This window comes from Bradyrhizobium sp. UFLA06-06 (genome assembly GCF_054820065.1).
Genome location: NZ_JADFUD010000027.1, coordinates 13698 through 38165, shown reverse-complemented (window position 1 = coordinate 38165; position 24468 = coordinate 13698). Strand labels below are relative to the sequence as shown.

21 protein-coding genes and 1 tRNA gene are annotated in these 24468 nt (G+C 64.2%); 9 read left to right on the top strand and 13 right to left on the bottom strand.

Features of this window, described 5'->3' with window-relative positions; translation table 11 throughout:
* Window positions 1-37: 37 nt before the first annotated feature.
* The 3 genes from IF803_RS22935 to IF803_RS22925 all read right to left on the bottom strand — a co-directional run bounded on the left by IF803_RS22935 (window position 38) and on the right by IF803_RS22925 (window position 5816).
* Window positions 38-1609, bottom strand: a complete 1572-nt coding sequence (locus tag IF803_RS22935) for a porin (RefSeq protein WP_461193545.1) — start codon at window positions 1607-1609, stop codon at window positions 38-40.
* 738 nt (window positions 1610-2347) lie between these two features.
* Window positions 2348-5449 (bottom strand): helicase-related protein, encoded by a 3102-nt coding sequence (locus tag IF803_RS22930; RefSeq protein ID WP_461193591.1) that lies wholly within the window; start codon window positions 5447-5449, stop codon window positions 2348-2350.
* A 292-nt stretch (window positions 5450-5741) separates the two neighbouring features.
* Window positions 5742-5816: transfer RNA gene (locus tag IF803_RS22925), tRNA-Gln, on the bottom strand.
* A 220-nt stretch (window positions 5817-6036) separates the two neighbouring features.
* Here IF803_RS22925 and IF803_RS22920 point away from each other — a divergent pair.
* Window positions 6037-7815, top strand: coding sequence for an acyl-CoA dehydrogenase (locus IF803_RS22920; RefSeq protein ID WP_461193544.1), 1779 nt, complete (start codon window positions 6037-6039; stop codon window positions 7813-7815).
* Between the two features lie 545 nt (window positions 7816-8360).
* On the opposite strand, the gene rpsU is transcribed toward IF803_RS22920, so the two are convergent.
* On the bottom strand, window positions 8361-8666 hold the full coding sequence (gene rpsU / locus IF803_RS22915) for a 30S ribosomal protein S21 (protein ID WP_461193590.1): 306 nt from the start codon (window positions 8664-8666) through the stop codon (window positions 8361-8363).
* Window positions 8667-9155: 489 nt separating this feature from the next.
* Here rpsU and IF803_RS22910 point away from each other — a divergent pair, with 489 nt between their 5' ends.
* The gene (locus tag IF803_RS22910) at window positions 9156-9389 is read left to right on the top strand and encodes a DUF6894 family protein (RefSeq protein WP_028339486.1); all 234 of its coding nucleotides are present in this window, start codon (window positions 9156-9158) and stop codon (window positions 9387-9389) included.
* 20 nt (window positions 9390-9409) lie between these two features.
* Here IF803_RS22910 and IF803_RS22905 read toward each other — a convergent pair whose 3' ends face one another.
* From IF803_RS22905 to IF803_RS22890, 4 genes are all read right to left on the bottom strand, one after another.
* Window positions 9410-9649: a DUF6894 family protein gene (locus IF803_RS22905; protein WP_016844536.1), complete on the bottom strand. Its 240-nt coding sequence runs from the start codon at window positions 9647-9649 to the stop codon at window positions 9410-9412.
* Window positions 9650-9825: 176 nt separating this feature from the next.
* Entirely contained in the window at window positions 9826-10074 is a 249-nt protein-coding gene (locus IF803_RS22900) for a hypothetical protein (protein ID WP_018270369.1), read from the bottom strand.
* Between the two features lie 104 nt (window positions 10075-10178).
* The gene (locus IF803_RS22895) at window positions 10179-10388 is read right to left on the bottom strand and encodes a cold-shock protein (protein WP_028339489.1); all 210 of its coding nucleotides are present in this window, start codon (window positions 10386-10388) and stop codon (window positions 10179-10181) included.
* A 289-nt stretch (window positions 10389-10677) separates the two neighbouring features.
* A complete protein-coding gene (locus IF803_RS22890; protein ID WP_461193543.1) occupies window positions 10678-11670 on the bottom strand; it encodes a LysR family transcriptional regulator in 993 nt (330 codons plus the stop codon).
* Window positions 11671-11736: 66 nt separating this feature from the next.
* Between IF803_RS22890 and IF803_RS22885 the strand changes: the two genes are divergently transcribed.
* Complete coding sequence (locus tag IF803_RS22885; RefSeq protein WP_461193542.1) at window positions 11737-12201, top strand: DUF1330 domain-containing protein; 465 nt, start codon at window positions 11737-11739, stop codon at window positions 12199-12201.
* Window positions 12202-12245: 44 nt separating this feature from the next.
* Here the strand turns inward: IF803_RS22885 and IF803_RS22880 are convergent, their stop codons facing one another.
* On the bottom strand, window positions 12246-13313 hold the full coding sequence (locus IF803_RS22880) for a lytic transglycosylase domain-containing protein (protein ID WP_461193541.1): 1068 nt from the start codon (window positions 13311-13313) through the stop codon (window positions 12246-12248).
* A 75-nt stretch (window positions 13314-13388) separates the two neighbouring features.
* The gene (locus tag IF803_RS22875) at window positions 13389-14081 is read right to left on the bottom strand and encodes a VOC family protein (RefSeq protein ID WP_461193540.1); all 693 of its coding nucleotides are present in this window, start codon (window positions 14079-14081) and stop codon (window positions 13389-13391) included.
* A 144-nt stretch (window positions 14082-14225) separates the two neighbouring features.
* Here IF803_RS22875 and IF803_RS22870 point away from each other — a divergent pair, with 144 nt between their 5' ends.
* Together IF803_RS22870 and IF803_RS22865 are read left to right on the top strand one after the other, a co-directional pair.
* Complete coding sequence (locus IF803_RS22870; protein ID WP_461193539.1) at window positions 14226-14789, top strand: DinB family protein; 564 nt, start codon at window positions 14226-14228, stop codon at window positions 14787-14789.
* Window positions 14790-14902: 113 nt separating this feature from the next.
* A complete protein-coding gene (locus tag IF803_RS22865) occupies window positions 14903-15631 on the top strand; it encodes an alpha/beta fold hydrolase (protein ID WP_038386477.1) in 729 nt (242 codons plus the stop codon).
* Window positions 15632-15879: 248 nt separating this feature from the next.
* Here the strand turns inward: IF803_RS22865 and paoC are convergent, their stop codons facing one another.
* The 3 genes from paoC to paoA are packed head-to-tail and all read right to left on the bottom strand — an operon-like array spanning window position 15880 to window position 19706.
* Window positions 15880-18087 carry an aldehyde oxidoreductase molybdenum-binding subunit PaoC gene (gene paoC / locus IF803_RS22860; protein WP_461193538.1) on the bottom strand — a complete coding sequence of 736 codons (2208 nt, stop codon included), beginning with the start codon at window positions 18085-18087 and terminating at the stop codon, window positions 15880-15882.
* A 30-nt stretch (window positions 18088-18117) separates the two neighbouring features.
* Window positions 18118-19068, bottom strand: coding sequence for an FAD binding domain-containing protein (locus tag IF803_RS22855; protein WP_461193537.1), 951 nt, complete (start codon window positions 19066-19068; stop codon window positions 18118-18120).
* Complete coding sequence (paoA, locus tag IF803_RS22850; protein ID WP_461193536.1) at window positions 19065-19706, bottom strand: aldehyde dehydrogenase iron-sulfur subunit PaoA; 642 nt, start codon at window positions 19704-19706, stop codon at window positions 19065-19067. The genes IF803_RS22855 and paoA overlap by 4 nt, the downstream gene beginning before the upstream one ends.
* Window positions 19707-20105: 399 nt before the next feature.
* Here paoA and IF803_RS22845 point away from each other — a divergent pair, with 399 nt between their 5' ends.
* From IF803_RS22845 to IF803_RS22830, 4 genes are all read left to right on the top strand, one after another.
* Window positions 20106-20867 (top strand): crotonase/enoyl-CoA hydratase family protein, encoded by a 762-nt coding sequence (locus tag IF803_RS22845; RefSeq protein WP_461193535.1) that lies wholly within the window; start codon window positions 20106-20108, stop codon window positions 20865-20867.
* A gap of 61 nt (window positions 20868-20928) precedes the next feature.
* Window positions 20929-22599, top strand: coding sequence for a bifunctional metallophosphatase/5'-nucleotidase (locus tag IF803_RS22840; protein ID WP_461193534.1), 1671 nt, complete (start codon window positions 20929-20931; stop codon window positions 22597-22599).
* Window positions 22600-22887: 288 nt separating this feature from the next.
* Complete coding sequence (locus IF803_RS22835) at window positions 22888-23814, top strand: histone deacetylase family protein (protein ID WP_461193533.1); 927 nt, start codon at window positions 22888-22890, stop codon at window positions 23812-23814.
* Window positions 23815-23941: 127 nt separating this feature from the next.
* On the top strand, window positions 23942-24193 hold the full coding sequence (locus IF803_RS22830; protein WP_461193532.1) for an exodeoxyribonuclease VII small subunit: 252 nt from the start codon (window positions 23942-23944) through the stop codon (window positions 24191-24193).
* Window positions 24194-24468: the final 275 nt, after the last annotated feature.

The window sequence follows — 24468 nt, the reverse complement described above, 5'->3', positions numbered from 1 at the left end:
CGGGGGCCCTGTTAGATCGCAATCAGATCAACCGGTATTACCAGTTGCGCTGAGCGCGGAGCAGCAACATGTAGGTGTTCTGGTCCTTCAGTTCGTACACAGCGCCCGGCTTGCCGATCCCTGCAGCGCCGGGGAAAGTGAGCGTACCGGCAAAGCTCTGGTCCAGACGGGTGTAGGTGAAGTCGGCCGAGAAGGTCAGGTTCTTCACCGGGGTCCACTGGGTCTGCGTACCGAGCTGCGCGATGCTGTAGTCGGGGTTGCAGGACGTCAGGTTGGAAGCGGCACTAAAGAAGTTGCTGAGCGAACCACCCACGCCAGTGCCGGTCGGACCGCAGAGGTAGCCCTTGGCCGTACCGTTGTAGTTAACCTGGGCCCAGGCACCGTAGATGCTGGTGTTCCAGTTCGGGTTCCAGTTGTGCACGTAGGCACCGCGGAAGCCGTAGGTCGTGATCAGCTGCTGCTGACCGCCGGTCACGAAAATCGAGTCCGGCGCGAGGCCGAAGCCGATGCTCTGGTAGGCACCCGGAATGTTGGTGCCGCCGAAGATGGTGTTCGCACCCGCCGAGCCGGCGAGGTCCTGGATGTTGTAGCGCGTCGCACCGTTGGTGTAGACGCCCTGCAAGTTGATGGTGTCGCCAGGTCCGGTCGGGATGTTCTTGATCGACAGAGCCAACTGACCAGCCCAGCCCCACTTGTCGTCCGGATGACCGGTCAACTCGGTGCCGCCATAGTAGGCCACGTGGTTGTTATGCGCGGCGAACGATGCCTGGAACAGACCCCAGGCCTGGTCGACGCGCAGCATCGCGACGAGATCCGGAGCGATCGTGCCAGCGTAGTCGCTGAGGCCGAACGTGTTGGTGTTACCGACAACGCCGAAGGTTGTGGGAGCACCGAGGTTGGCCACACCAGCCTGATAGTACTGGGTCTGATCCTGAGCCGACAGAGACAGCGACACGCCGTTGCCGAACTGCGCGGTGTAGGTGAACTGGTTCACACCAGTGATCGTGCCGCCGCCGCCGACGAGACCGTCGTAGCTGTTGCCCGGGTAGTTGGCCCACGGAGCCGAGAACTGCGAGACCGCCTTACCGATGGTGAAGCCGGCGAACTGGATGAAGGCGTAGTAGACGCCGACCGTACCAGCGGCGACGTTACCGGAGGCGGCATTGTTCGGAGCCGCAGCCGTGCCGATCGCCGAATAGACGGTCGAGCCGTTGCCCTGACCAACGTAGTTGTCCGTCGTCCAGGAGAACGTCGCATCGAAGAAGGTGCGGACCACGCCGTATTCGGTCGCGGTGCGCGTATCGATGTTCAGGTCTTCACGCGAACGCCAGGTGTAGCCGTTGGTGAAGCGGTTGTTCGCACCACCAGCACCCGAGGTGTTGCCGGTGTGGTCCGAGTTGGTGTTCGCCAGAACGTCGACGCGCAGGTAGCCGCCCAGCTTGATACAGGTGTCGGTGCCCGGGATGTAGTAGAATCCGGGACCATACAGGGAGCAAACCTTCACGTACTCGACCGCTTTGGCCTTGACGGGAAGATCGGCCGCCTGAGCTCCGCCGACCGCGACGAGAGCCGCCGCCGAGCCGAGGATAAGGCTCTTAACCATCTTCATGTTAAACCTCCAAGTTGCTCTATCTCAGGGAAGGTTCCGGATCCGCCGGGTAGAACACCCTCAGGTTGGTTCCCTTGTCCCTTAAATCCCCGCTTAGTCGCTTCGCGCCTTCGGACACACCCGCATGAACGCGAGGGACTTAAGCGAACCACCTAGAACGGGACGACCTCGGGATGCCCCCCTCCGTCGTAGTTCCATATGAGACAGAAGGCCCCCGATCACGCAACAAAAGACCGCTCGGTTTGTGGCGAGTTGCGGCTGTTTTCGGGCAAATGTTGCACAAATATCACGGGCATTTGAACTGCGACACTTCGGCAAGCCATTGAAATACAATACGAATATTTCAGTTACCGTTATCGGTCACAAGATCGGGCAACACCGCGCGGAACGGTGTGCAAAACGGGTGTCCTACGGAGAAAGCGAAAAGCGGAGCCGGCTTCGGCAGCGCTGATTCCGGTATCCGGGCACGGCATTTTGGCCCAAAACGCCGCGATTTGAACAACATAACCCGCCCCAAATACCGTCGACTCGCGCCTGGAAGGGGGCTTTCCGATGGCTCGGAGCAGGCCGAATGACGGCGGGCGGTTTGCCACGGATGTGCAGTAACGATGCTACATGTCACTGGGATGTCAGCGCGCAGAATCGGTCGATTTGTTCTCCGCAGCCCCGGCGCGCTGAAATATCTCTGCTGTGCGCGGCACACCCACACGGCTCGTCTCCGACGGAGTCGCGTCGCGCTCACTCGTCCAGAATGTCCAGGAGATCCTCGATCCGCTCGAAAGGCGGCTCGTGTATGTTGTCCGAATAGAACACGCGATCGCCGTCGCGCTCGAGCGAGCGTGCCCTGGATTTCGGCAGCCTCCCCGGAAGGAACGTCGCCGCGACGGCCTCCGGGCCGACATCGAGCCTCACGATGCCTCGCCGCTTGCAATCGATCCTGAGCCTCGCCGCGGCGAAGAAATCCCGACCGGCCGAGGGCAGCCTGCCGAAGCGGCGCGAGGTCTCTTCCTCGAGATCTTCCAGATCGTCTTCGCTCCGGCACCTCGCGGCACGGCCATAGATTTCAAGCCGCACGGATTCCGATTGCACATAGCTCCTGGGCAGCAAATCCGCGAGCGGAAGGTTGAGATCGGGCACCCACAGATCGGCGGACCGGTCGTTGGTCTTCTCCGAGGCCTGCTTGAGAAGGTGGCTGTAGAGCACCGGACCGAACACTTGCACGTGGCCGGATTGCCGCGAAAGCAGATCCCCGGCGCCTCTGAGGTCGAGATCCCGCTCGCTGATCGCGAACCCGGCGCCCGGTCTGCTGAACTCCTCCAGAACGGCCAGACGCCTGCCGGATTGTTCCGAACTGGATTCGGTCAGCATGTATGCGAAGGCGCGTGTCCCGCCGCGTCCCACACGGCCTCTCAATTGATGGAGCTGTGCCAGACCGAACTTTTCCGGCCAGCAGACCACGATGGTGTTCGCCCTGGGGATGTCGAGACCGCTTTCGACGATGTTGGTCGCCAGCAGAACGTCCGCCTCACCTTCGACGAAACTCATCATTCGATCGTCCAGTTCGTCGGCGGGCAGCCTGCCGTGCAGGCAGACGATGCGCAGCTCCGGGGCCATCGACTGCACGCGCGCCAGCATCGGATCCAGATCCTGGATGCGCGGACAGATCAGGAAGCTTTGCCCGTGACGTCGCTGCTCGCGCAGCAATGCGGCGGCAATGGCGGCGTCCGAGAGCGGAGCGATCTTGGTCGCGACCGGAAGCCGATGAACGGGCGGGGATGCGATCACGCTCAGCTCCCTGAATCCCGCAAGGCCCGCCGCAAGTGTGCGCGGGATCGGCGTGGCACTCATCCACAGCGTATGGGCGCCCTTCGCCAGGCCTGAAAGCTTCGCCTTCTCCGCCGCCCCGAAGTGCTGCTCTTCGTCGACAATGACCAGGCTCAGCTTGGCGAACCTCACGTCCTTCGATGCGATCGCCTGCGTGCCGACCACGACCTTCATCTTGCCGCTTCGCAGGCCCTCCTTGGTCTCCTTCATCTCCGGAGCCGACGTCGCCCGCGACAGGCTTCCCACTTCGATGCCAAGCGGGGCAAACCGTTTGCGGAAGGTTGCGACGTGCTGCCTTGCCAGAACAGTCGTCGGCACAACGACGGCAACCTGCTTGCCCGACAACGCAACGGCCGCCGCCGCGCGCAAGGCCACCTCGGTCTTGCCAAATCCGACGTCGCCGCAGACGACCCGATCCATCGGATGACCGGACGCAAGATCATCCAGGACGTCGCGAATTGCCTTCGCCTGGTCGACTGTCGTGAAATAGGGAAAGCGCGCGACGAACCGCTCATATGCGGGACCGGGAGCGACCAGCTTGGGAGCGCGCCGGCGGCGCCGTTGCGCGATGTGTTTGGCAAGCGCCCTGGCGGCAGTTTGGATTTCCTGCTCCGCCTTGGTACGGCGCGTCCACCACGTGCTGCCATCGGCCCTGTCCAATGCCAGCTTGCCGAGCTCCGCGGCATACGGCCAGATCAGCGCAAGATCTGCCGGCGGAACGAGGACGGCATCATCCCCGGCAAAGGCCAGCCTGATCATCTCGCGCGATGATCCCTTCCCCATATCGAGGGTCTGCAAGCCATCGAGCACGGCCAGCCCGCGCTGCAGATGCACGACGACCGCGTCGCGCTCCGGCACGTCGGGATGATCGAAAGCCGAACTCCAGGCTCTCGCCATCGGCTGCGGATGATGCGCCCTGCTGCCGAGCACGTCGGTCGCCGTCACGACGACGAGCGGCTTTCGCCCTGAGCCGATGAAGCCGGTGTCGAAGTCGGCCAACAGCGCGCCTTCGCCGCCCCGCCCCTTCGCCGCCTCGTTCCAGTCGGCGAAGCGCTCCGCCTTGATCCCGCTCATTCGCTCGATCGCGCGCAGATCGTCCTCGACCGCCGCGACAAAGAGCAGCCGCGATCCGCTGCGCTCCGTGTCGGCGACAAATGCGCGAAGAGCTTTCCGCGACGAGGCGACCTTCGAGAAGTCAGGCGTGGCGATGAAAGCCGCCTTTCGAGGCAGCGAGCTCATCCGCTTGGCCAGCCGTTTCCAGTCAGCGGGCCCCAGATATTCGCGCTCCGCCTCCCTGCGGCCGGCCGCCTCCTTGATCGTGCTCAGCCAGCTATCGGCGTGGCCCGAAACGCCTGCGTCCGCGATCCAGTGCGCGCGCTGGCAATAATCCGGCAGCGCCGCCCGCTGGACCCGCTTGCCTCCCAATGCGATCCGTTCGGACATCGGGTCGATGTGCAGTTCCTCCGCGTCGAACACGACGTCGTGCTCGTCCGGATCGACACCTGCGATTCTGCGGATCACGCCACCGGAATGCTCAATTCTGAACGGCCCCAGCGCGCCCGCGGGAAATACCTCGAACGTCATTCCGTGGAACAGAGCGCTGCCGGGATAATCCGCCTCTTCGTCGAGATCGTATCCCAAAGCTTCCAGACGATCCTTGAGTTCCTGCTCGGAATAGCCCGCCCCCACCGTCAGGCTGATGCTGAGGCGCGCCGAGCTGGCGGGCAACGGCAACCGCTCCATGATCGCCTCCGCCGTCGATACCAGGAAGACCGGCTTCTTGCTCCTGGCGAGGCGCCTCAACACCGAACTGCGCCTGCCGGCGATCTCTCGTGACGGCTCCAGCCCGTCAAAGGGCAAGGTATTCAGCCGCGGGAACACCAGCACCTCGACCGAGGGATCGAGCGAATGCAGCACGCTGCCGAGGCGCTCGGCCCTGTTCTCGCTTTCTGCAAGGAAAACGATGCCGTCCCGCCCGGACTTCTTCCACTGCTCGAGAAGATGGAGCGCCAGCATGCCAAGCGGTGAGGAAGACGAGATCCCGGAACGCGCCGATCCCTTGCTTTTCTTCTTCGCGCCAGCAGCAGCGCGGGCCTTCTTGGTATTCGCCACGTCAGATCCGTCGTTATGTCGTGAGTGCGATCGCCCGTTGACCTGCGTCTCCGGGCGACTCGGGGGCTTGTCGCCCGCCGCCATGGAAACGAAAGCGGCACAATTTTCCAGCTTGGCCGACCCAATCCGCCGAAATGGCGGCAGAGGTTCGACCGGAGAGAAGGATTTCCTTTATTAAAATCAACGGCTTGTTTGCTGGCTGGGGCGGGAGGGATCGAACCTCCGAATGGCGGAATCAAAATCCGCTGCCTTACCGCTTGGCTACGCCCCAACGCGCCGATCGAAGGCCACGTCGGTCTATAGGGTGAGTCCCGCCATTTCAACAGGGCGGCGATCGAAAAGGCACGAAAGCCGCAGGTTGATGACGGTACTCTTATTATAGGGCGACGCCGCGGTGGCCGAAACAGACCGTGCGACGTCCGTTCGGACTGTTGAGAGGCCGCCGGTTTCATGGGATGACAATTTGCAAACGCCTCGTCGGGAGTAACGCCATGACCTACCGTGCGCCGATCAACGATATCCTGCTGTCCCTCAATCACGGTGCGGGGCTCGCTGCCGCCGTGGAGGCCGGCCACTACGGCGATTTCGACGGCGACATCACCGCTGCGGTGCTGGAAGAAGCCGGCAAGTTCGCCTCCGATGTGCTGGCGCCGCTGAATCGTGTCGGCGACGAGCACGGCATCAAGCTCGACAACGGCAAGGTGACGACCGCGCCGGGCTGGCCCGACGCCTATCAGCGCTGGACCGCCGCGGGCTGGAACGCGGTGTCGGGGCCGGAAGCGTTCGGCGGCCAGGGCCTGCCGCTCGCGGTCAACGCCGCCTGCACCGAGATCTGGAGCGCATCGAACGTCGCCTTCGGCCTCTGCCCGCTGCTGACGCTGTCGGCGATCGAGGCGCTCGATGCCCATGGCAGCGCCGAGCTGAAGAAGATCTATCTCGAGAAGCTGGTCACCGGCGAGTGGACCGGCACGATGCAGCTCACCGAGCCCAATGCCGGCTCCGACGTCGGCGCGCTGCGCACCCGCGCCGAACGCGCTGATGCCGGCACCTATCGCATCAAGGGCACCAAGATCTTCATCACCTATGGCGAGCACGACATGACCGACAACATCGTGCATTTCGTGCTCGCACGATTGCCCGATGCGCCCTCGGGCACCAAGGGAATCTCGCTGTTCCTGGTTCCGAAATTCCTGGTCAATGCCGACGGCTCGCTCGGCGAGCGCAATGACATCCATGCCAGCGGCGTCGAGCACAAGCTCGGCATGCACGCATCGCCGACCTGCACCATGACGATGGGCGATAAGGGTGGCGCGATCGGTTATCTGATCGGCGAGGAAAACCAGGGCATGCGCTGCATGTTCACGATGATGAATCAGGCCCGCCTCGGCGTCGGCCTCGAAGGCGTCGGCATTGCCGACCGCGCCTATCAGCAGGCGCTGGCCTATGCGCAGGAGCGCCGGCAAGGCAAGGCTATCGGCCACAAGGGCGATGGGATGGATCCGATCATCGTGCATCCCGACGTCAAGCGCATGCTGATGCAGATGCGCAGCATGACGGCCGCGGCGCGCACGATCTGCTACGCCACCGCGGTCGCGCTCGACGTTTCGGTGCGCGCCAAGGACGCCAAGGTGCGCGCCGAGGCAGCGGCCCGCGGCGCGCTGCTGACCCCGATCGCCAAGGCCTTCTCCACCGACATCGGCAACGAGGTCGCCTATCTCGGCGTGCAGATCCATGGCGGCATGGGCTTCATCGAGGAGACCGGCGCCGCGCAGCATTATCGCGATGCCCGCATCACCTCGATCTACGAGGGGACCAACGGCATCCAGTCGATCGACCTCGTCACCCGCAAGCTCGGCGCCAATGGCGGCGCCTCGGTCTGGGCGCTGCTCGACGAGCTCGCTGCCGTCATCAAGCAGGTCGAGACCTCCAACGATCCGGCATTCGGCACCACGGGCGCCAAGCTGCGCGACGCGCACGCCGCGCTGGAGCGCACCAGCAAATGGCTGCTCGAGCGCCTCGCCTCGGCGCCGAACGAGGCACTCGCCGGCGCAACGCCCTATCTGCGGCTGTTCGCCGCAACCCTCGGCGGCTGCATGCTCGCCGGCGAGGCACTGGCCGCCAAGGCGAACGGCGAAGCCGAGCCGCAGCGCTACGTCGCGCTGGCGCGCTTCTTCGCCGAGAACATCGCCGTGCAGGCGCCGTCGCTGGAAAAGACCGTGACCGAGAGCGCCGAGGCGGTGACCGGCGCGGATGCGGTGCTGGCGGGGTAAGATACTTTCCACCGTCATTGCGAGGTGAGAGGGCCCAAAGCGCTGTGCTCGCCAAGGGTCCTCCTCGCTCGTTTGATGCACACGACGTGCCTCATCACAACTGTCGTCCCTGCGAAAGCAGGGACTTATAACCACAGCCTTACGAGCTGTGGCTCCAGCTTTGCAAACCAATCGGCATTTCTGGTTATGGGTCCCGGGTCGCGCTTCGCTTGCCCGGGACGACATCGAGTTTTGCGTCTACCGCCGAATCATACGTTTTGTCAGCGGTCCGCGCGAAACGCGCGAAACTCCTCGGGGCCGTCGAGCAAGTCACGCTTGCGAGCGGCCTGATCGAACTGGCTGGCGGCATGATCCGCCATTGCGTTAATGGCCGTGCCGGCCAGGTTTTGCGCACGTCGCCGTCGGTCGTCGTGCCGCGATCGAACATTCCGATCCACGGCTCGCCGACGACAGATCTCATCGGAGATGCGTTCCTGGAGGCATCCGTTGCCTCGATAAGATCGCCGCGTCATCTTGCACGATCCTTCCAGCAGGATCGGTACGGGCTAGGTCTCCCGTGTGCCGCCTGCTTGCTGTGGCGATTGTGGTGATTGCCTTGGCGCCGAAGGTTTGGACGCCGGGAACTTGGGCTTCCGCGGAGGAGCCGCGATCAATCCATCCCGTATCGCTTGCTTGCGGGCAAGCTTGCGGGCTCGCCGCACGGCCTCGGATTTCTCTCGAACCCTTTTTTCCGATGGCTTTTCGAACGATCTGCGGCGCTTCATCTCTCTGAAGACGCCCTCGCGCTGCAACCTCTTCTTTAGAACTCGAAGCGCCTGGTCGATGTTGTTGTCCCTGACAAGAACCTGCAACGGATCACCTCTCTCGCGGTACAACGCACATTGAGTGAACAATACGAGAGCCCGCTCTATCAGCGACAGAGCGGGCCGCACCGCCATTCCAGTACATCCGTGGAACGGCAGCCGACCAACAACGTCGCGGAAGCTTCAGCCGCGGTGCTACAAGCACGCGTCCTCGCTTTCATCCGACGATGTCTTTGGAAAAGGGTCCCACCGGGACCGATCTACAAGGCTCAAGGCCAGTCGATCTATTGAAGCTATGCACTTATCTCGGCTATGCAAGACACAATCGCAAATCGTGAGAATTATGTCCGACGGTGCAAGCAACGCCGAGATCATGGCTGAACGGTGATGGCGAACACGAAAAGCGGTTCCCCAAATCTGCATCGTTGCCGAGTAGCAAATTCGCTCCAACAGGCGCAGAGTGCGGCGCTGCCGCATGATCTTGGAGCGCCGGCACTCGAGAGCCTGGGCAGCTCCCGTCACAAAAGGGAGCCGCAAATGGCAACCCGCTTCTATTTCGATATCCGCAACGGCGAGGAACTCTATGCCGACAGACAGGGCATCGAGCTACGCGACGAGGAAACTGCCGCGCACGAAGCGATGCAGTCACTGCTTAGCATAGCCAAAGACAACCCGTCTTTGGACAAGCAAAGGCTGCTGGCGTTCGAGGTCCGCACGGACGAAGGGCCATTGTTTCAGGTCAGTCTCAGTCTGGGCATAACGAGGTGCTAGGGCGTTGGCGCGCAACCAACTCAGGAATTCGAGCGGCGAATGCGCCATGCAATCCGCACTTCAAGCACGGGCCCGTCGTCGTCCCGGACTTCGATCGCAATCTGATCGAAATTGTGACCGCGAACGGAATCGCGAACCATGTCGGCCAAAGCACGCGCGGCTTCTTCTTGAACCGCCGCGAGATCGGACAGCACCAGACCTTCCTCGTCGAGGGCCAAGCCGCAACCGTCACGGAGATCGAAATAGTACTTCATCGCCATGATAATATGGCCCGGCTCTCGATCGTTCCTGCCGACCTTGCGAAATGTGGCGACGAAGTTCGATGCAGACGGCGAGAGTCGCCCTGGAGACGCTGCTTCCCATAGCGATCCCAGCGTGGCGGTCGAAAAACAGGGCAGCTTCAGCGACGTGATCGAGGATGCGGGGAGTGCGCAGCTCAGCGCACGATACGCTTGATCCGTTTGGTCCTCTTGGCCGCGGGCGCTGATGGTGCAGGTCCAGCCTGCGCGGCGGCCTCGGCGTCACGCGCTTCACGGAGAGCCCGCAGACGCACCATGTTCTTGCGCACGGCGATCGCATCGCGCTCGACCTCGGCGATTGCCTGCGCACCGGCCTCGGCGGCAAGCCGCTGGCGCTGGGCCTTGGCCAGGCGCTCGGCGGAAAGTTCTTCCGGCTTCTTGGCCATGAGCGAATGAGCCCTTTGAAAAGCACGAGACCCGCTCAACCCATCAGGGGATCGAGCGGGCCGCAGCTGTCATCCCAGTACATCCGTGGAATGACAGGTCGATTTCAAGCCAGCCGAAGATCTTCGGCGCTGGTCTTGCCACGCATCTTGTCGACCTTGAGTTCGAACGACAACTTCTGGCCCTCGGCGAGACCGCCAAGTCCGGCCCGCTCGACAGCGCTGATGTGAACGAACACGTCATTCGTGCCATCATCGGGCTGAATGAAACCGAAGCCTTTCTGGCCGTTGAACCACTTCACAGTACCTGTAGGCATTTGTCTTCTCCAAAGCGGACGCACGTGAATTCGCGCTTGGTCCGCATCATCCTTCAACCGACGATGTTCTTTGGAAAAGGGCCGCTTTGACCATTCAACAAGGCACAACGGCAAATCGAACGCCGCAAGCATACACACTTAATCCGCTAGGGCAAGCTCAGAAGCGCCGTCGATCGGGTGAGCGGAATTACACCGAGCTGTCGTTCCGATAAACCGAACCATGTTTCGGGTAAGGGCTTGCGCCGTCGGGGAACTCAGTGATTGATGACGCGGGCACAAATCGCAATATTCAACCACCCGGACTTTTCGCCTTGCGTGGAACTCGCCTTGCGCGGGACTGAACGCTTGCTCTTGCTACAGCCGGCTCCGTGGGGCGCGTGATCGGAAACGTCTTCCGCATATGCGCTGCCAGCATTGCACAGTAGTCAGTCGCGAAACGAGGCAACGGACGCCGCTTGTCCCATGAGATGGTCAGGGGCTCCTGCAACACACGGCGCCTGTGCGTGAGACCGACAATCCTTAGTCCGTAGCGCCAGCACTGAAGCTGGGAGGGAACGATCGCGACGCCGTGCCCCGCCTCGGCCAGTGCCAGCAAGGTGTGCGGACTGCGACTCTCGAACGTGATCTTCGGTTTCAGCCCCGCCATACGGCTTGCTGCATCGAAAGCACGCCGAAATCCGAACCCGCTGTCCAGCAGCAGCAACGGAAGTTCGGCGAGGTCAGCGATCTCGATCGTGCGACGGGGACCAAGTGGCATCGACGGATGGCAAGCAGCCAGCAACTGTACCGATCCAAGCGGAAGACTGCCGAAGTGCTGTTCATTCAGTCTGACGGCGTGCAGCAAATTTTGGCCGAGATGAACTTCCCCGCGTTCGAGCATCGCCAATATCTCGCTGCCCGTCCCCTCCCTGATCCTGATCTCGACCCTGGGATATCGCTCCGCGTAGCGGTGGAGAAATTCCGACAGCACGCTCTCGATGTGTTGCGGCGAGCCAGCGATCCTCAGGACCCCGGTATCTCCTTGACGGAGCAGCTGAGCCTGCTCTTTCAGTGAACTGACACTGTTGAGCAGCAGACGGCAGCCCGCAATCAACTGCTCGCCTTCGCCAGTCAACAGAAGCCGGCGCCCGACGCGGTCGAAGAGCTGCAAGCCGAGCTCCCGTTCGAGACCGATGATTTGCCTGGACAGGGCGGGTTGGGCGACACGCAACCGCAATGCAGCCTTTGAAACGGTGCCGAGCTCGGCCACCGTCAGGAACGTGAGGGCCCGTTGGAGGTTCATGCTCGCTTATACCATTCAAGCATAAGACTTGAGAAAATATATGTATTGGACGTATTTCGAAGCCTCGTGGAAAGTCCTGTCAGGCTGCGGCTTGCGGCACCCGGCACTGCAGCGGAGGAGGCTCCCATGAATTCTGGAGGCAAGATGGCTCTGGTCATGTTGGGTTGTACCGCGATCGGCGCTCTTGGCAGCGAAGCACTGCATGGCGAAGCGAGGCCGCCCGCCTATTTGATCGGCCAGATCGAGGTCACCGATCCCGATGGTTATGCCAGGGAATATCTCCCGAAAGCGAAGGAGATCATCAAGGCACATGGCGGCAAGCTGATTGCGGCTGCAGGCGCGGCGGCAACCGGTTCGCAGGTCGTTGCCGTTGATGGAAATCCACCCAAGCGCGTCGTCCTCTATATGTATCCGAGCATGGAGGCGCTTTGGGCCTGGCGGCACGATCCAGCCTACGTGCAGGTTCGGGCCGTCGGCGAGAAATACGCCAGGTACCACACATTTGCAGTCGAGGGCTCTGTCGCCAATTAGCCCTCATCACGCCGTCGATCGCAGCGACCTGCAAGGTGCGCCACCTAATTCCGAAACACCAGGCAGCGCCCGCCGACTGCCTCTAATCGGGCGCACAGCTGGTTAGCCCGCTCACGGCTCGTCTCGGCGACCCGGAGCAGATACCAGGTGGCCGAGCCTGGCCCGGCCATGCGCGATCTCAGAACGAGCGGTGCGCGATCGCCGAGCACGGATGCAAATCGTTTCTGAAGTTGCTGGTAGTCGGCGAGGACCCTCGATTGCGATGGGCCGCCGGCTAATTGTAGTCCCCAGGGTCCCCACGCAGCTTGCTGTGCGATTGTCACGGACTCTCTTGGGCCCGCGGGAAGCGCCCGAACGAGCATGCCGCGCACGATGTCGCCGCAGGCCACGGCCGCGTCGGTGTGGACCCGATCCTCAAGCGAACCCTGCGCCCATTCCTCGGCGGACTTGCCGGTGATGATCCGGACATAGGCGCGTGTTTCGCCGGGCAGATTTCCACGTCCCGCCAACCAATCCTGAACCCGCCGCGGACCACCATTATAGGCAGCCGCCGCAAGACCGAGATTGCCAAACTGCTCGCGCAGCTCGCGGAGCCAGCGCGCGGATTCCTGCAAGGCAGGCAATGGCTCGAATGGGTCGGCCAGACCGCGCCATCGCGCAGTGCCGGGCATGAACTGGGCGATCCCCTGGGCACCGGCCGAACTGACCGAGTTGGGATCGAAATTGCTTTCCTGCCAGATCAGCCGGACGAAGAAATCCGGCGGCAAGCCGCTCTCTAATGCAGCCTCCTCCAACGCCTTGCAGTATTGCTGCGGGCCATCGAGCTTTGGAGGCGACGGTGTGGCCGCCGGAGACAGAGCGGATGAGGATTGATGGTCGGACGCCGACGGAACGGCCTCAGCGTTGCGCACTCCGGCGTCGGTAACCGGACGAGACGTTTCGGTTTGCGATGTTTCTGTCTGCGCCGGCTCTGCGCGCTGCGCGGCGGGCGTCGCTGGATTGCTGAGAGGTTGGGCGCTTGCGACGGGGACAAACAGCAGCAGGCAAGCCGAGCCGATAAACGCTGGCAAAATCGATCGATGAACCCGCCGCGGCCTGAAAATCGACTGCATAAAGCGATCATCAAATTGGATGCATTCGCCGAATCATATCATCGGCGCCGACCGGGCGGCCAGAAAATTTGCTGCCTAGCGGTTGGACAGGCTCCCAACGATCGATGCGCGACGCGACAGTTCGATCCAGTTGCCATCGGGAGCGAGGATCATGGAGATCCGTGCGACCTCGCCGAGCGTCACCGGCGCAAGGCCTTCCCGCACGCCCTTGGCGCGCAGCTTGTCATGCACGGCGTCGATGTCGGCGACCTGCAGCGTGATGTAGCGCCAGCCGCGCGCCTGCCGGATCGGATCGACCGTCGCGGCAGCATCTTCCTTGAGCAGGATCAGGCTGTCGCCGAGGCGAAACGCCGGACCGCCCGACCATGATTGCCCGGCGAAGCCGAGGATGTCGCCGTAGAACCTGCAATGCGCGGCGAGGTCGCGCACCGCCATCGCGACGGCGATCTGGGTGATGCCGTCGTGTCCGGGCGCGACCAGGCAAACCCGGTTGCCATCGGGATCGTGCATGTGTTGCGGCGCTTCGACGCCCGCGCGCGCAATGATCAGTTCGCGATAGCCGCTCGGCGCCGCATCCGGCAGCGGCTCGACATGATGGTTGAGCTTGATGACCGAACCGTGCGCGTCGTGCCGATACTGCTTCTGCCCGCGGCGGATCGGCTGCACATGATCGAAGCGAAGTCCGGCATCCTGTTGCCAGAACCGCAGCATCGGCTCGAGATCGTTGGAGGAAAGGCCGACGTCGATCACGTTCTTTGCCAGTTGCATCTGCTGCCGCCCTGGGATGAAGTGCACCACGATGGATTAGCTATGCGAGGATCAAGTCACCAACGCAAGCACCACGATCACTGTGGCGGATCGGCCGGCTGGCCGCCGCGCCCGCCTGAAACAGTCAATCCAGTGAGGACCGATATGCAAGCAGGCCTCGTCCAGACTTTTCGCGCCTTTGCGTACAATAATGCCTGGGCCAATCATCGCCTGCTCACGGCCTGCGCCGGTCTCAGCCAGGCGGAGTTCGCCGCGGCGCGGACCGGATTCTTCCCGAGCCTGCAGGCGACGCTGAACCACATTCATGTCATCGACCTGTTTTATATCGACGCGCTCGAAGGTGGCTGGCTCGGCCCGAAGGCGTGGGCGAACGAGGTGCCCTACCCGTCGGTGGCGCAGCTGAAAGACGCCCAGCGGGCGATCGACCAGCGGTTGATCGTTCACTGCGATGCGCTGACGGCCGAACGGCTCGAGGACATCGTGAAGGTCAATCGCGACACCTCGGTGCAGACCGAGCGACGCGACCGCCTGTTGATGCATCTGTTTCAGCACCAGATCCATCATCGCGGCCAGGCCCATGCGATGCTGTCGGAGACCACAGTGAAGCCGCCGCAGCTCGACGAATTCTTCGCCGCCGGCGAAGCGCCGCTCCGGGCAGCCGAGCTCAGGGATCTCGGCTGGAGCGAAGCCACAGTGTGGGGCGGCTGAAGGCGAGGTTCCGCCCGCGATCGGGGGTTGTGGAACGGTTCCCGTTCCGGAACGAGGTCTTGAATCCGGGCGCTGCCACGCTCACCTGTCGTGAAACATGGGGAACTCTATCAATGCCATTCGCCAATCACCGGGGCCAGCGCATCCATTACACCGTCGAGGGGTCCGGGCCGCTGATCGTGCTGCAGCACGGTCTCCTGCTGGACGCCGCGAGCTGGAAACAATGCGGCGTGGTCGACGCGCTTGCCGATCGCTTTCGTGTCGTGTGCGTCGATTCGCTCGGACATGGCCTGAGCGACAAGCCCGCCGATCCAGCGCTCTATAATCAGGCGCAGCGCGCCGGCGACATCGTCGCCGTGATCGACGATCTCGGCGGCGAGCGCGCCCATGTGGTGGGCCACTCGATGGGCGGCTGGGTCGCAGTTGGTGTCGCCCGGTTTTTCCCGGCGCGGCTGGCGTCGCTGGCGATTGGCGGCTGGGACTTCCTCACCGGACTGCCGCGCGGCAATGCCGGCCCGCTGACCTATGGCGCCTTCATCACCTTTGCCCGCCGCACCGTGCCGGAGCTCGCCGAATGGGTGACGCCGGATCTCGAAGGCGGCGTGCGCGCCTGCTTCAATGCGCTCGGCCAGGTCGATGGGGCAAAGGACGCGGTGCTGTCCTCGCGCGTGCCGGTGCTGCTGTGGAACGGACAGGACGACGGACCGCATGCGCCGATGCAGCGCTTCGCCGCGGAGAACGGCCTCGACGCGATGTCGGTGCCCGGCGATCACCTCGGCGCACTGTTTCAGCACGGCGCCGCGATCGGCCGGGGCATCGGCTCGTTCGTCGGGCGCGGCTAGAGCGCTTAGGTAGAACAGCGCCCCCGACTCCGCTGTGCTCCCTCTCCCCGTTCTTCACGGGGAGAGGGTTGGGGTGAGGGGCCGTCTCCGCATATCCGGTGATAGTTGTCTTTATGGAGACTCCCCCTCACCCGGAACGCATCTAGCGATGCGTCATAGCTGAAGCTCTGCCTCAGCGTTCTTCTGAACGGCCGCCAACGGCGGCCTATGCCTCTCCCCGCATGCGGGGCGAGGTGAAGCGTTCCGCGCTAGACCGGCTCCGGCATCCCTGTGAGCAGCTTGTCGAGCGTGATCGGATAGTCGCGCACGCGAACGCCGGTCGCGTTGTGGACCGCATTGGCGACCGCGGCGGCGACGCCGCAGATGCCGAGCTCGGCGACGCCCTTGGCCTTCATCGGCGACGACATCGGATCGGTCTCGTCGAGGAAGATCATCTCCTGATGCGGGATGTCGGCATGGACCGGCACCTCATAGGCCGCGAGGTCGTGCGTGATGAACAGGCCGTGACGCTTGTCGACCACGAGATCCTCCATCAGCGCCGCGCCGACGCCCATGGTCATCGCGCCGATCACCTGGCTGCGCGCCGCCTTCGGATTGAGAATGCGGCCCGCCGCGCAAACCGCAAGCATCCGCCGCACCCGGATCTCCGCCGTATCGGCATCGACGCCGACCTCGACGAAATGCGCGCCGAAGGTCGACTGCTGGTAGGTTTTCGCGAGATCACCATATTCGATGGCATCCTCCGCGACGAGGTCGCCGCCGCCGGCGGCCTGCGCCAGCGGCACGCTGCGATTGCCGGAGCGGACCACGCCGTCGGCAAACACCGCCTCCTCGGAATTGAAGCCGAGCTTCTGCGCAATGGTCTCGCGCAGCTTGGTACAGGCGGCATAGACGCCGGCGGTCGAATTGTTGCCGCCCCACTGCCCGCCCGAGCCGCAGGACACCGGAAAGTCGGAATCGCCGAGCCGCACCGCGACCTTCTCGAGCGGCACGCCCATCATCTCGGCCGCAGTCTGCGCGATGATGGTGTAGGAGCCGGTGCCGATGTCGGTCATGTCGGTCTCGACGGTCACGATGCCGTTCTGGTCGAGACGAACGCGGGCCGCCGATTTGGTCACGAGATTGTTCCGGAACGCCGCGGCGACGCCCATCCCGACCAGCCAGCGCCCATCGCGGACCTCGCCGGGTTTCGGGTTGCGCTTGTCCCAGCCAAACCGCGCCGCGCCATCGCTCAGGCACTGCACCAATTGCCGCTGCGAGAAGTGCCGCTCCGGATGCTCGGGGTCGACCTGGGTGTCGTTGCTGATGCGCAGCGCGACCGGGTCGATGCCGAGCTTGTCGGCGAGCTCGTCGATCGCGATCTCGAGCGCCATCATTCCGGAGGCTTCTCCGGGCGCGCGCATCGCATTGCCCTCCGGCAGATCGAGCGCCGCAAGCCGCGTCGCCGTCATCCGGCTGGCGCCGGCATACAGCAGCCGCGTCTGGCTCACCGCCATCTCGGGCTCGCCGTCCTTGACGTTGCCGGACCAGCTCTCGTGGCCGATCGCGGTGATCTTGCCGTCGCGCTCGGCGCCGATGCGGATGCGCTGGATCGTCGCCGGTCGATGCGTCGTGTTGTTGAACATCAGCGGACGTTGCAGCGCGACCTTGACCGGCCGGCCGGCTGCGCGGGCGCCGAGCGCGGCGAGCAGCACCTCGGCGCGCAGGAACAGCTTGCCGCCGAAGCCGCCGCCGATATAGGGCGACACTAGACGGACATTCTCCTTGGGGATGCCAAGCGTCTTCGCCATGTCTTCGGCGCCCCAGGCGATCATCTGGTTGGAGGTCCAGACCGTGAGCTTGTCGCCGTCCCAGGCCGCGATCGAAGCGTGCGGCTCCATCATCGCGTGGCCCTGATCGGGCGTGGTGTAGGTGGCATCGAGCTGCACGGGCGCAGCAGCGAAGGCGGCGGCGAAATCGCCGACGGCGGTGTCGGCCGGGCCGCCGAATGACGGGTGCGGCGTGATGCCCTTGTCACGCTCCGCGGCGAGATCGAACTTGCCGTCGCCCTTGACGTAGTCGATCCGGACCAGTTGCGCCGCGGCCCGCGCCTGCTCGAAGGTCCCGGCGACGACGATGGCGACGGCCTGGTGATAATGCGCGATCTCGGGCCCGCCGAGCAGCGGCGCCGCATTGCGCTCGCCCTTGCCGAGCTTGCCAGCATTGTCCGCTGTGACGACGGCGAGCACACCCGGTGCAGCCTTCGCCGCCTCGAGATCGATCGAACCGATCCGCCCCTTGCCGATCGCCGAACCGACCACGTAGCCATAGGCCTGGTTGGCCGCGACGTCGTGCCGCTCATAGGCGTAAGGCGCGGTGCCGGTGGTCTTCAGCGGTCCCTCGATCCGGCTGGTCGGGTGGCCGATCACCTTGAGCTGGTCGATCGGATTGAAGGTGGCGGGATGTTCAAAACGCATGATGTCAGGCCCTCATCTTAAGCCTTCGTTTCAAGCTCTGGCCTCGCGCAGCACCACCGCCAGCGTTCGCTCGGCGAGCGGCAGCTTGTACGCATTGTCCTTGGTCGGCTTCGCATCGGCGAAGAGGCGCGCGGTGACGGCCTTGGCGCCAGCAGGCAATTCCGCCTCCGCCGCCTCGACGCGCCACGGCTTGTGCGCCACGCCGCCGAGCGCGACGCGGCCGGTGCCGTCGCGCTGCACGATCGCGGCAACCGAGACCAGCGCAAAGGCGTAAGAGGCGCGGTCGCGCACCTTGCGATAGGCCTGCGCGCCGCCGACCGGTTTCGGGAGCACCACCGCGGTGATCAGTTCGCCCGGCTCCAGGCTGGTTTCGATCTCGGGGCTGTCGCCGGGCAGACGATGCAGCTCGGCGATCGGAATGCTGCGCGTAGTGCCGTTGGGCCGCACCGTCTCCACGGTCGCGTCGAGCGCGCGCATCGCCACCGCCATATCGCTCGGATGGGTCGCGATGCAGGCATCGCTCACACCGACCACCGCATGCTGGCGGCTGAAGCCGCCGATCGCGGCGCAGCCGCTGCCGGGCTTGCGCTTGTTGCAGGGCAAATTGGTGTCGTAGAAATAAGGACAGCGCGTCCGCTGCAGCAGATTGCCCGCGGTCGTCGCTTTGTTGCGCAACTGGCCGGAAGCGCCGGCGAGCAGCGCGCGCGACAGCACGCCATAGTCGCGCCGCACGCGTATATCGGCGGCAAGATCGGTGTTGCGCACCAGCGCGCCGATCCGCAGGCCGCCGTCCGCGGTCTCCTCGATGCGGTCGAGCGCCAGGTCGTTGACGTCGATCAGATGCGCCGGCGTCTCGATCTCGAGCTTCATCAAGTCGAGCAGATTGGTGCCGCCGGCGATGAACTTGGCGTTCGCGGTGCCGGCGGCGGCTGCGGCCGCCGCGCCCGGCGAGGCGGCGCGCTCATAGCTGAATGATCTCATGCGCTCCTCCCGGCGACCTCGCTGATCGCCTCGGCGATGTTGGAATAGGCGCCGCAGCGGCAGATGTTGCCGCTCATGCGCTCGCGGAGCTCGGCATCGGTCAGTCGCACCGGCGCATTCAGATCCGCCGTGACATGGCTCGGGATGCCGGCCTTGACCTCGGCAAGCACGGCGACCGCCGAGCAGATCTGGCCGGGCGTGCAATAGCCGCATTGATAGCCGTCATGCTCGACGAACGCCGCCTGCAGCGGATGCAGCCCGTCCGGCGTGCCGAGGCCCTCGATCGTCGTGATCTCGTCGCCCTGATGCATCACGGCGAGCGTCAGGCAGGAATTGATCCGCCGCCCGTCGACGAGCACCGTGCAGGCGCCGCATTGGCCGTGGTCGCAGCCCTTCTTGGTACCGGTCAAATGCAGGTGCTCGCGCAGGGCATCGAGCAGCGTGGTCCTGGTGTCGAGCTCGAGCTGGTGGGTTTCGCCGTTCACGTCAAAGGATACTCTCGTCATCACGGGCGCTCCGGTCGGGGCAGATTGGGCGGCCGCAGGCGGAGGCGTCGCGATCGACGACGCCGCAAGCGAGGCGGCTCCAACAATCAACAGATGGCGCCGCGATAGTTCCAAACGTCCGGAGATCTGCATGCCGCTGCTCTCCTCAAGTCAGCCGGACGCGGAACCACGACAACGACGTGTCGAGGTCTGCTCGGCCTGTCAGCAAAGGGGGGAATGCCGCGAACGGCGGAATGTTTCTCGCGGGGAAGTTAAACTCGTCGCGAGCGCCGCGGCGGCTCCTGGGAGGCAGCAGCGCCATCAGGCGCGGGCGGCCTGCGCGGCAGCATCGTCGTACAGGTCCGGCCTACGACCAACGTCCCCTGCCCGGAGTCGCGAAATTCCGGTTAGCTGCATTGCGCCGTCCTCATGCTCGCCCACGGGGAAAAGCGGCCCGGAACACGCTGGAGCTCTTGGGGCTTGCACCGGATCATGTAGGATGGCGGTACGACCTCCACCGGCGACGATGCCGGCCGACCCTGGGACCGCTCGATGACCGCGCATGTCATAGTGACCGACGAAGCCGCCACGCGCGTGATCCGGCTGCGCAGGCCCGAGAAGAAGAACGCGATCACCCAGGAGATGTTTCGCGCGATCAGCGACGCGATCGACAAGGCGCAGAACAATCCGAATATCCGCTGCCTGATCATCACCGGCGGCTCCGGCGTGTTCACCGCGGGCAACGACATCGAGGACCTGCTCGCGCAGGGCACCTCGACCGGCGAGACGCCGCCGGCCTCCGACCTCGTCAAGTTCCTGTATTCGCTGGCCCACAATGTGAAGCCGATCATCGCCGCCGTCGACGGCGTCGCGATGGGCATCGGCACCACCATGCTGTTTCACTGCGACTATGTGCTCGCCAGCAAGACCGCGCTGTTCTCGACGCCGTTCTCCAATTTCGGCCTGGTGCCGGAAGGCGCCTCAAGCCTGTTGATGCCGCGCATGATGGGCCACCAGCGCGCCTTCGCGATGCTGGTGATCGGCCGCACCATGTCGGCCGACGACGCCCGCGTCGCCGGCTTCGTCAACACCGTGGTGGCGCCGGGGCACGCCGAGGTGGAGGCGCACAAGGTGGCGCGCGAGATCTGCGCGCTGCCGGCCGAGGCGGTGGCGATCTCGCGGCGACTGATCCGGCTGCCGCCGGAGGACGTCACCCGCCGCATCGAGCAGGAGAACCATCTGTTCAGCGAACGGATGCGCTCCAAGGAAGCTGTCGAGGCGTTCAAGGCATTCATGGCTCGCCCGAAGGATTGAAACGAAGCGTCGCAAAATTGTAGTGGCGCGGCGCCATGATCCCGTGCTCCATGGACAGGTCATGAGACAGCCCCGCCTTTCCCCTCTCGCCGCGCTCTGCGCGTTCGGAGTGGCCACAGCAAGCCCCTGTCTGGCGCAGGCCGCGGAGCCGGTGAGCCTGCGCATTCTCGCGATCAACGATTTCCACGGCTATCTGCGGCCGCCGCCGGGCGGCATCCGCATCACCGATCCCACTGACGCGGCCAAAAAGATCATGGAGCCCGCCGGCGGCGCCGAGCGGATGGCCACCGTCGTCAAGCAGCTGCGCGAGGGCCACAAGAACAACATCTTCGTTGCGGCCGGCGACCTGATCGGCGCAAGCCCGTTCCTGTCGGCGATGTTTCACGACGAGCCGACCATCGAGTCGCTCTCGCTGATGGGACTTGCGATCTCCTCGGTCGGCAATCACGAATTCGACGAGGGCAAGGACGAGCTGCTGCGGATGCAGAATGGCGGCTGCCATCCGGTCGACAAATGCCAGGGGCCGCACCCGTTCACAGGAGCCAAATTCCGCTATCTCGCCGCCTCTACGATCGACAAGGCGACCGGCAAGCCGGTGTTTCCGCCCTACGAGATCAAGCAGTTCGACGGCATTCCGGTGGCCTTCATCGGGCTGACGCTGAAGAACACCCCGAACCTGGTGTCGCCGGCCGGCGTCGCGAGCCTCGACTTCCGCGATGAGGCCGAGACCGTCAATGCGCTGGTCCCCGAGCTGAAGGCGAAGGGCGTCGAGGCGATCGTGGTGCTGATCCACGAAGGCGGCTTTCCGACCGGCGACTATAATGAATGTCCGGGGATCTCCGGACCGATCGTCGACATCGTCAAGAAGTTCGATCGCGCGGTCGACGTCGTGATCTCCGGCCATACCCACCAGGCCTATGTCTGCGAGATCGATGGTCGGCTCGTCACCTCCGGCGACAAATACGGCACCCTGGTCACCGCGATCGATCTTCAGCTCGATCCGAACAGCCATGACGTGATCAGCGCCAGGGCCGCCAACACCATCGTGCGGATCGCCGGCACCGCCAAGGATCCCGAGCAGAGCGCGCTGCTGGAATCCTACGACCGGCTGGCCGCGCCGATCGCGAGCCGCGCGGCAGGCTCGGTCACCGAAACGCTGTCGCGTACGCCTGCCGAAACTGGCGAGAGCCCGCTCGGCGACATCGTCGCCGACGCGCAGCTGCTTGCAACCAGCGCTGAGCCGAATGGCGGCGCGGTGATCGCTTTCACCAATCCGGGCGGCGTGCGCACCGACATCGTCAAGCGCGAGGACGGCGCTGTGACCTATGCCGATATCTTCGCCAGCCAGCCGTTCCGCAACCAGCTGGTAACGATGACGCTGACCGGCAAGCAGCTCAAGGACGCGCTGGAGCAGCAATGGGCCGATCCGAAGCGGCCGCGCGCCCTCCAGGTCTCGAAGGGGTTCTCCTATGCGTGGGATGCGAGCAAGCCCGATGGCGCGCGCATCATCGCCACACGGATGTCGCTGGACGGCAAACCGATCGACCCGGCCGCGAGCTACCGCGTCACCGTGAATAATTATCTCGCCGAGGGCGGCGACGGCTTCACGGTGTTCAAGCAAGGAACCGCGCAGCAATTCGGCATCTACGACGTCGATGCGCTCTATACCTACTTCAAGGCCAACAGCCCGGTGGGCCCGACGGCAGGCAAGCGGATCGAGCGGATCAATTGAGCGAGGTGTGGGGGTGGCGTACGCAGCCCCTCGCGTCGTTGCACGCGGAGCGGAGCAATCCATTATCTCCGAGCATGCGGCAGCATGGATTGCTTCGCTCTGCTCGCAATGACGCGGAAAACGCCCCGGCTTTGAAGGGACGGGAACGGAGATGATGTCGGCCCTTTCCGGAACGCCGCTAACGGCCTAGATTAGGGCCTGCTCTTGCATGATCTTGGTCGGAAAACCGCTGCGCACTTTTCCGGATCATGCGTCCTCGCACGCGCATCCATTGCGCCGGGAATTTGCATGACACTGCTTCTGACGCATTCCGCCTGTCTCGACCACCTGACCCCTCCCGGACATCCCGAACGCCCCGACCGGCTGCGGGCGGTCGCCGAGGTGCTCGGCGAGGATCGCTTCAAGGCACTGGTGCGCGATTCCGCCCCGGAAGGCGACCTCGACACCGTGCTGCTCTGTCACGGCGAGCACTATGTCAGCGAACTCCGCCACATCGCGCCGACCTCCGGCATGATCTATATCGACGGCGACACCTCGATGTCGCCGGGCACCTGGGAAGCAGTGATGCGCGGCGTCGGCGGCGCGGTGGCCGCCACCGATGCGGTGATGGAGGGCAAGCATCAAAACGCCTTCGTCGCGGTGCGCCCGCCCGGGCACCACGCCGAGAAATCGACGCCGATGGGCTTCTGCTTCTTCGACAATGCCGCGATCGCCGCCCGCCACGCGCAGCGCAAATACGGCATCAAGCGCGCCGCGATCATCGATTTCGACGTCCATCACGGCAACGGCACGCAGGATATCTTCTGGGCCGACCCGACCGTGATGTATTGCTCGACGCACCAGATGCCGCTGTTTCCCGGCACCGGGGCTGCCGGCGAGCGCGGCGAGCACGACACCGTCGTCAACGCGCCGCTGGCGCCCGGCGACGGCGGCGCCAAGTTCCGCTCCGCTTTCGAGAACCTGATCCTGCCGCAGCTCGAGAAGTTCTCCCCCGAACTCGTCGTCATCTCGGCGGGCTTCGACGCGCATCACCGCGATCCCCTGGCCTCGATCAACCTGAGGGGCGAGGATTTCGGCTGGGTCACGCGCAAGCTGATGGATCTCGCCGACAAGAGCGCCGGCGGCCGCGTCGTCTCCGTCCTGGAAGGCGGCTACGACCTGCAGGGCCTGAAAGAGTCGGTAGCATCTCACGTCACCGCATTGATGGACGGGTAAATCCCCGCCACAATACGCCCGCAAAAATTCGATTGATTCTGCGCCGGGGCGAGCATGGCCTGCGACAGGTCATGTTTGGACGACAAGATCAGGTTGCGATCTGATCCACGCAATCGGGAACGCAAGAATGGCCGACAACAGCCAAGCCGACGTGAAGAAGCTCTCCTTTGAACGCGCGATCGAGGAACTCGAATCGATCGTCAAGCGGCTCGAGGACGGCAAGGTCCCGCTTGAGGAATCGGTCGCGATCTACGAGCGCGGCGAGGCACTGAAACGGCGCTGCGAGGAACTGCTGCGCCAGGCCGAAGCCCGCGTCGACAAGATCACCACCGACGCCTCGGGCCAGCCGACCGGGACCGAGCCGCTCGACGTGCAGTAGCGCCACCGACCACCTCGATCGCGCGGCACGATGTCCGCCACGGCGGGCAATTGTTGCTGCCCATTTCCAGCAAACCGTAACCCCACGGGGCTCCCCGTGGCGGTCGTGTACGGCTGCGAATCAGGTTGAGCCGGCCCCGCTGGCTGCCGCCAAATTAGGCGAATTGGAACCCGGCCTCAGCCCAGCCATTGAAAAGGTTAGGTTTTTCAGTGCGGCGCATAGGAACCCTGCGCGCCCTATCGGGTTGGCTTTGGCTGCGGCTTTGGTGTAATGCT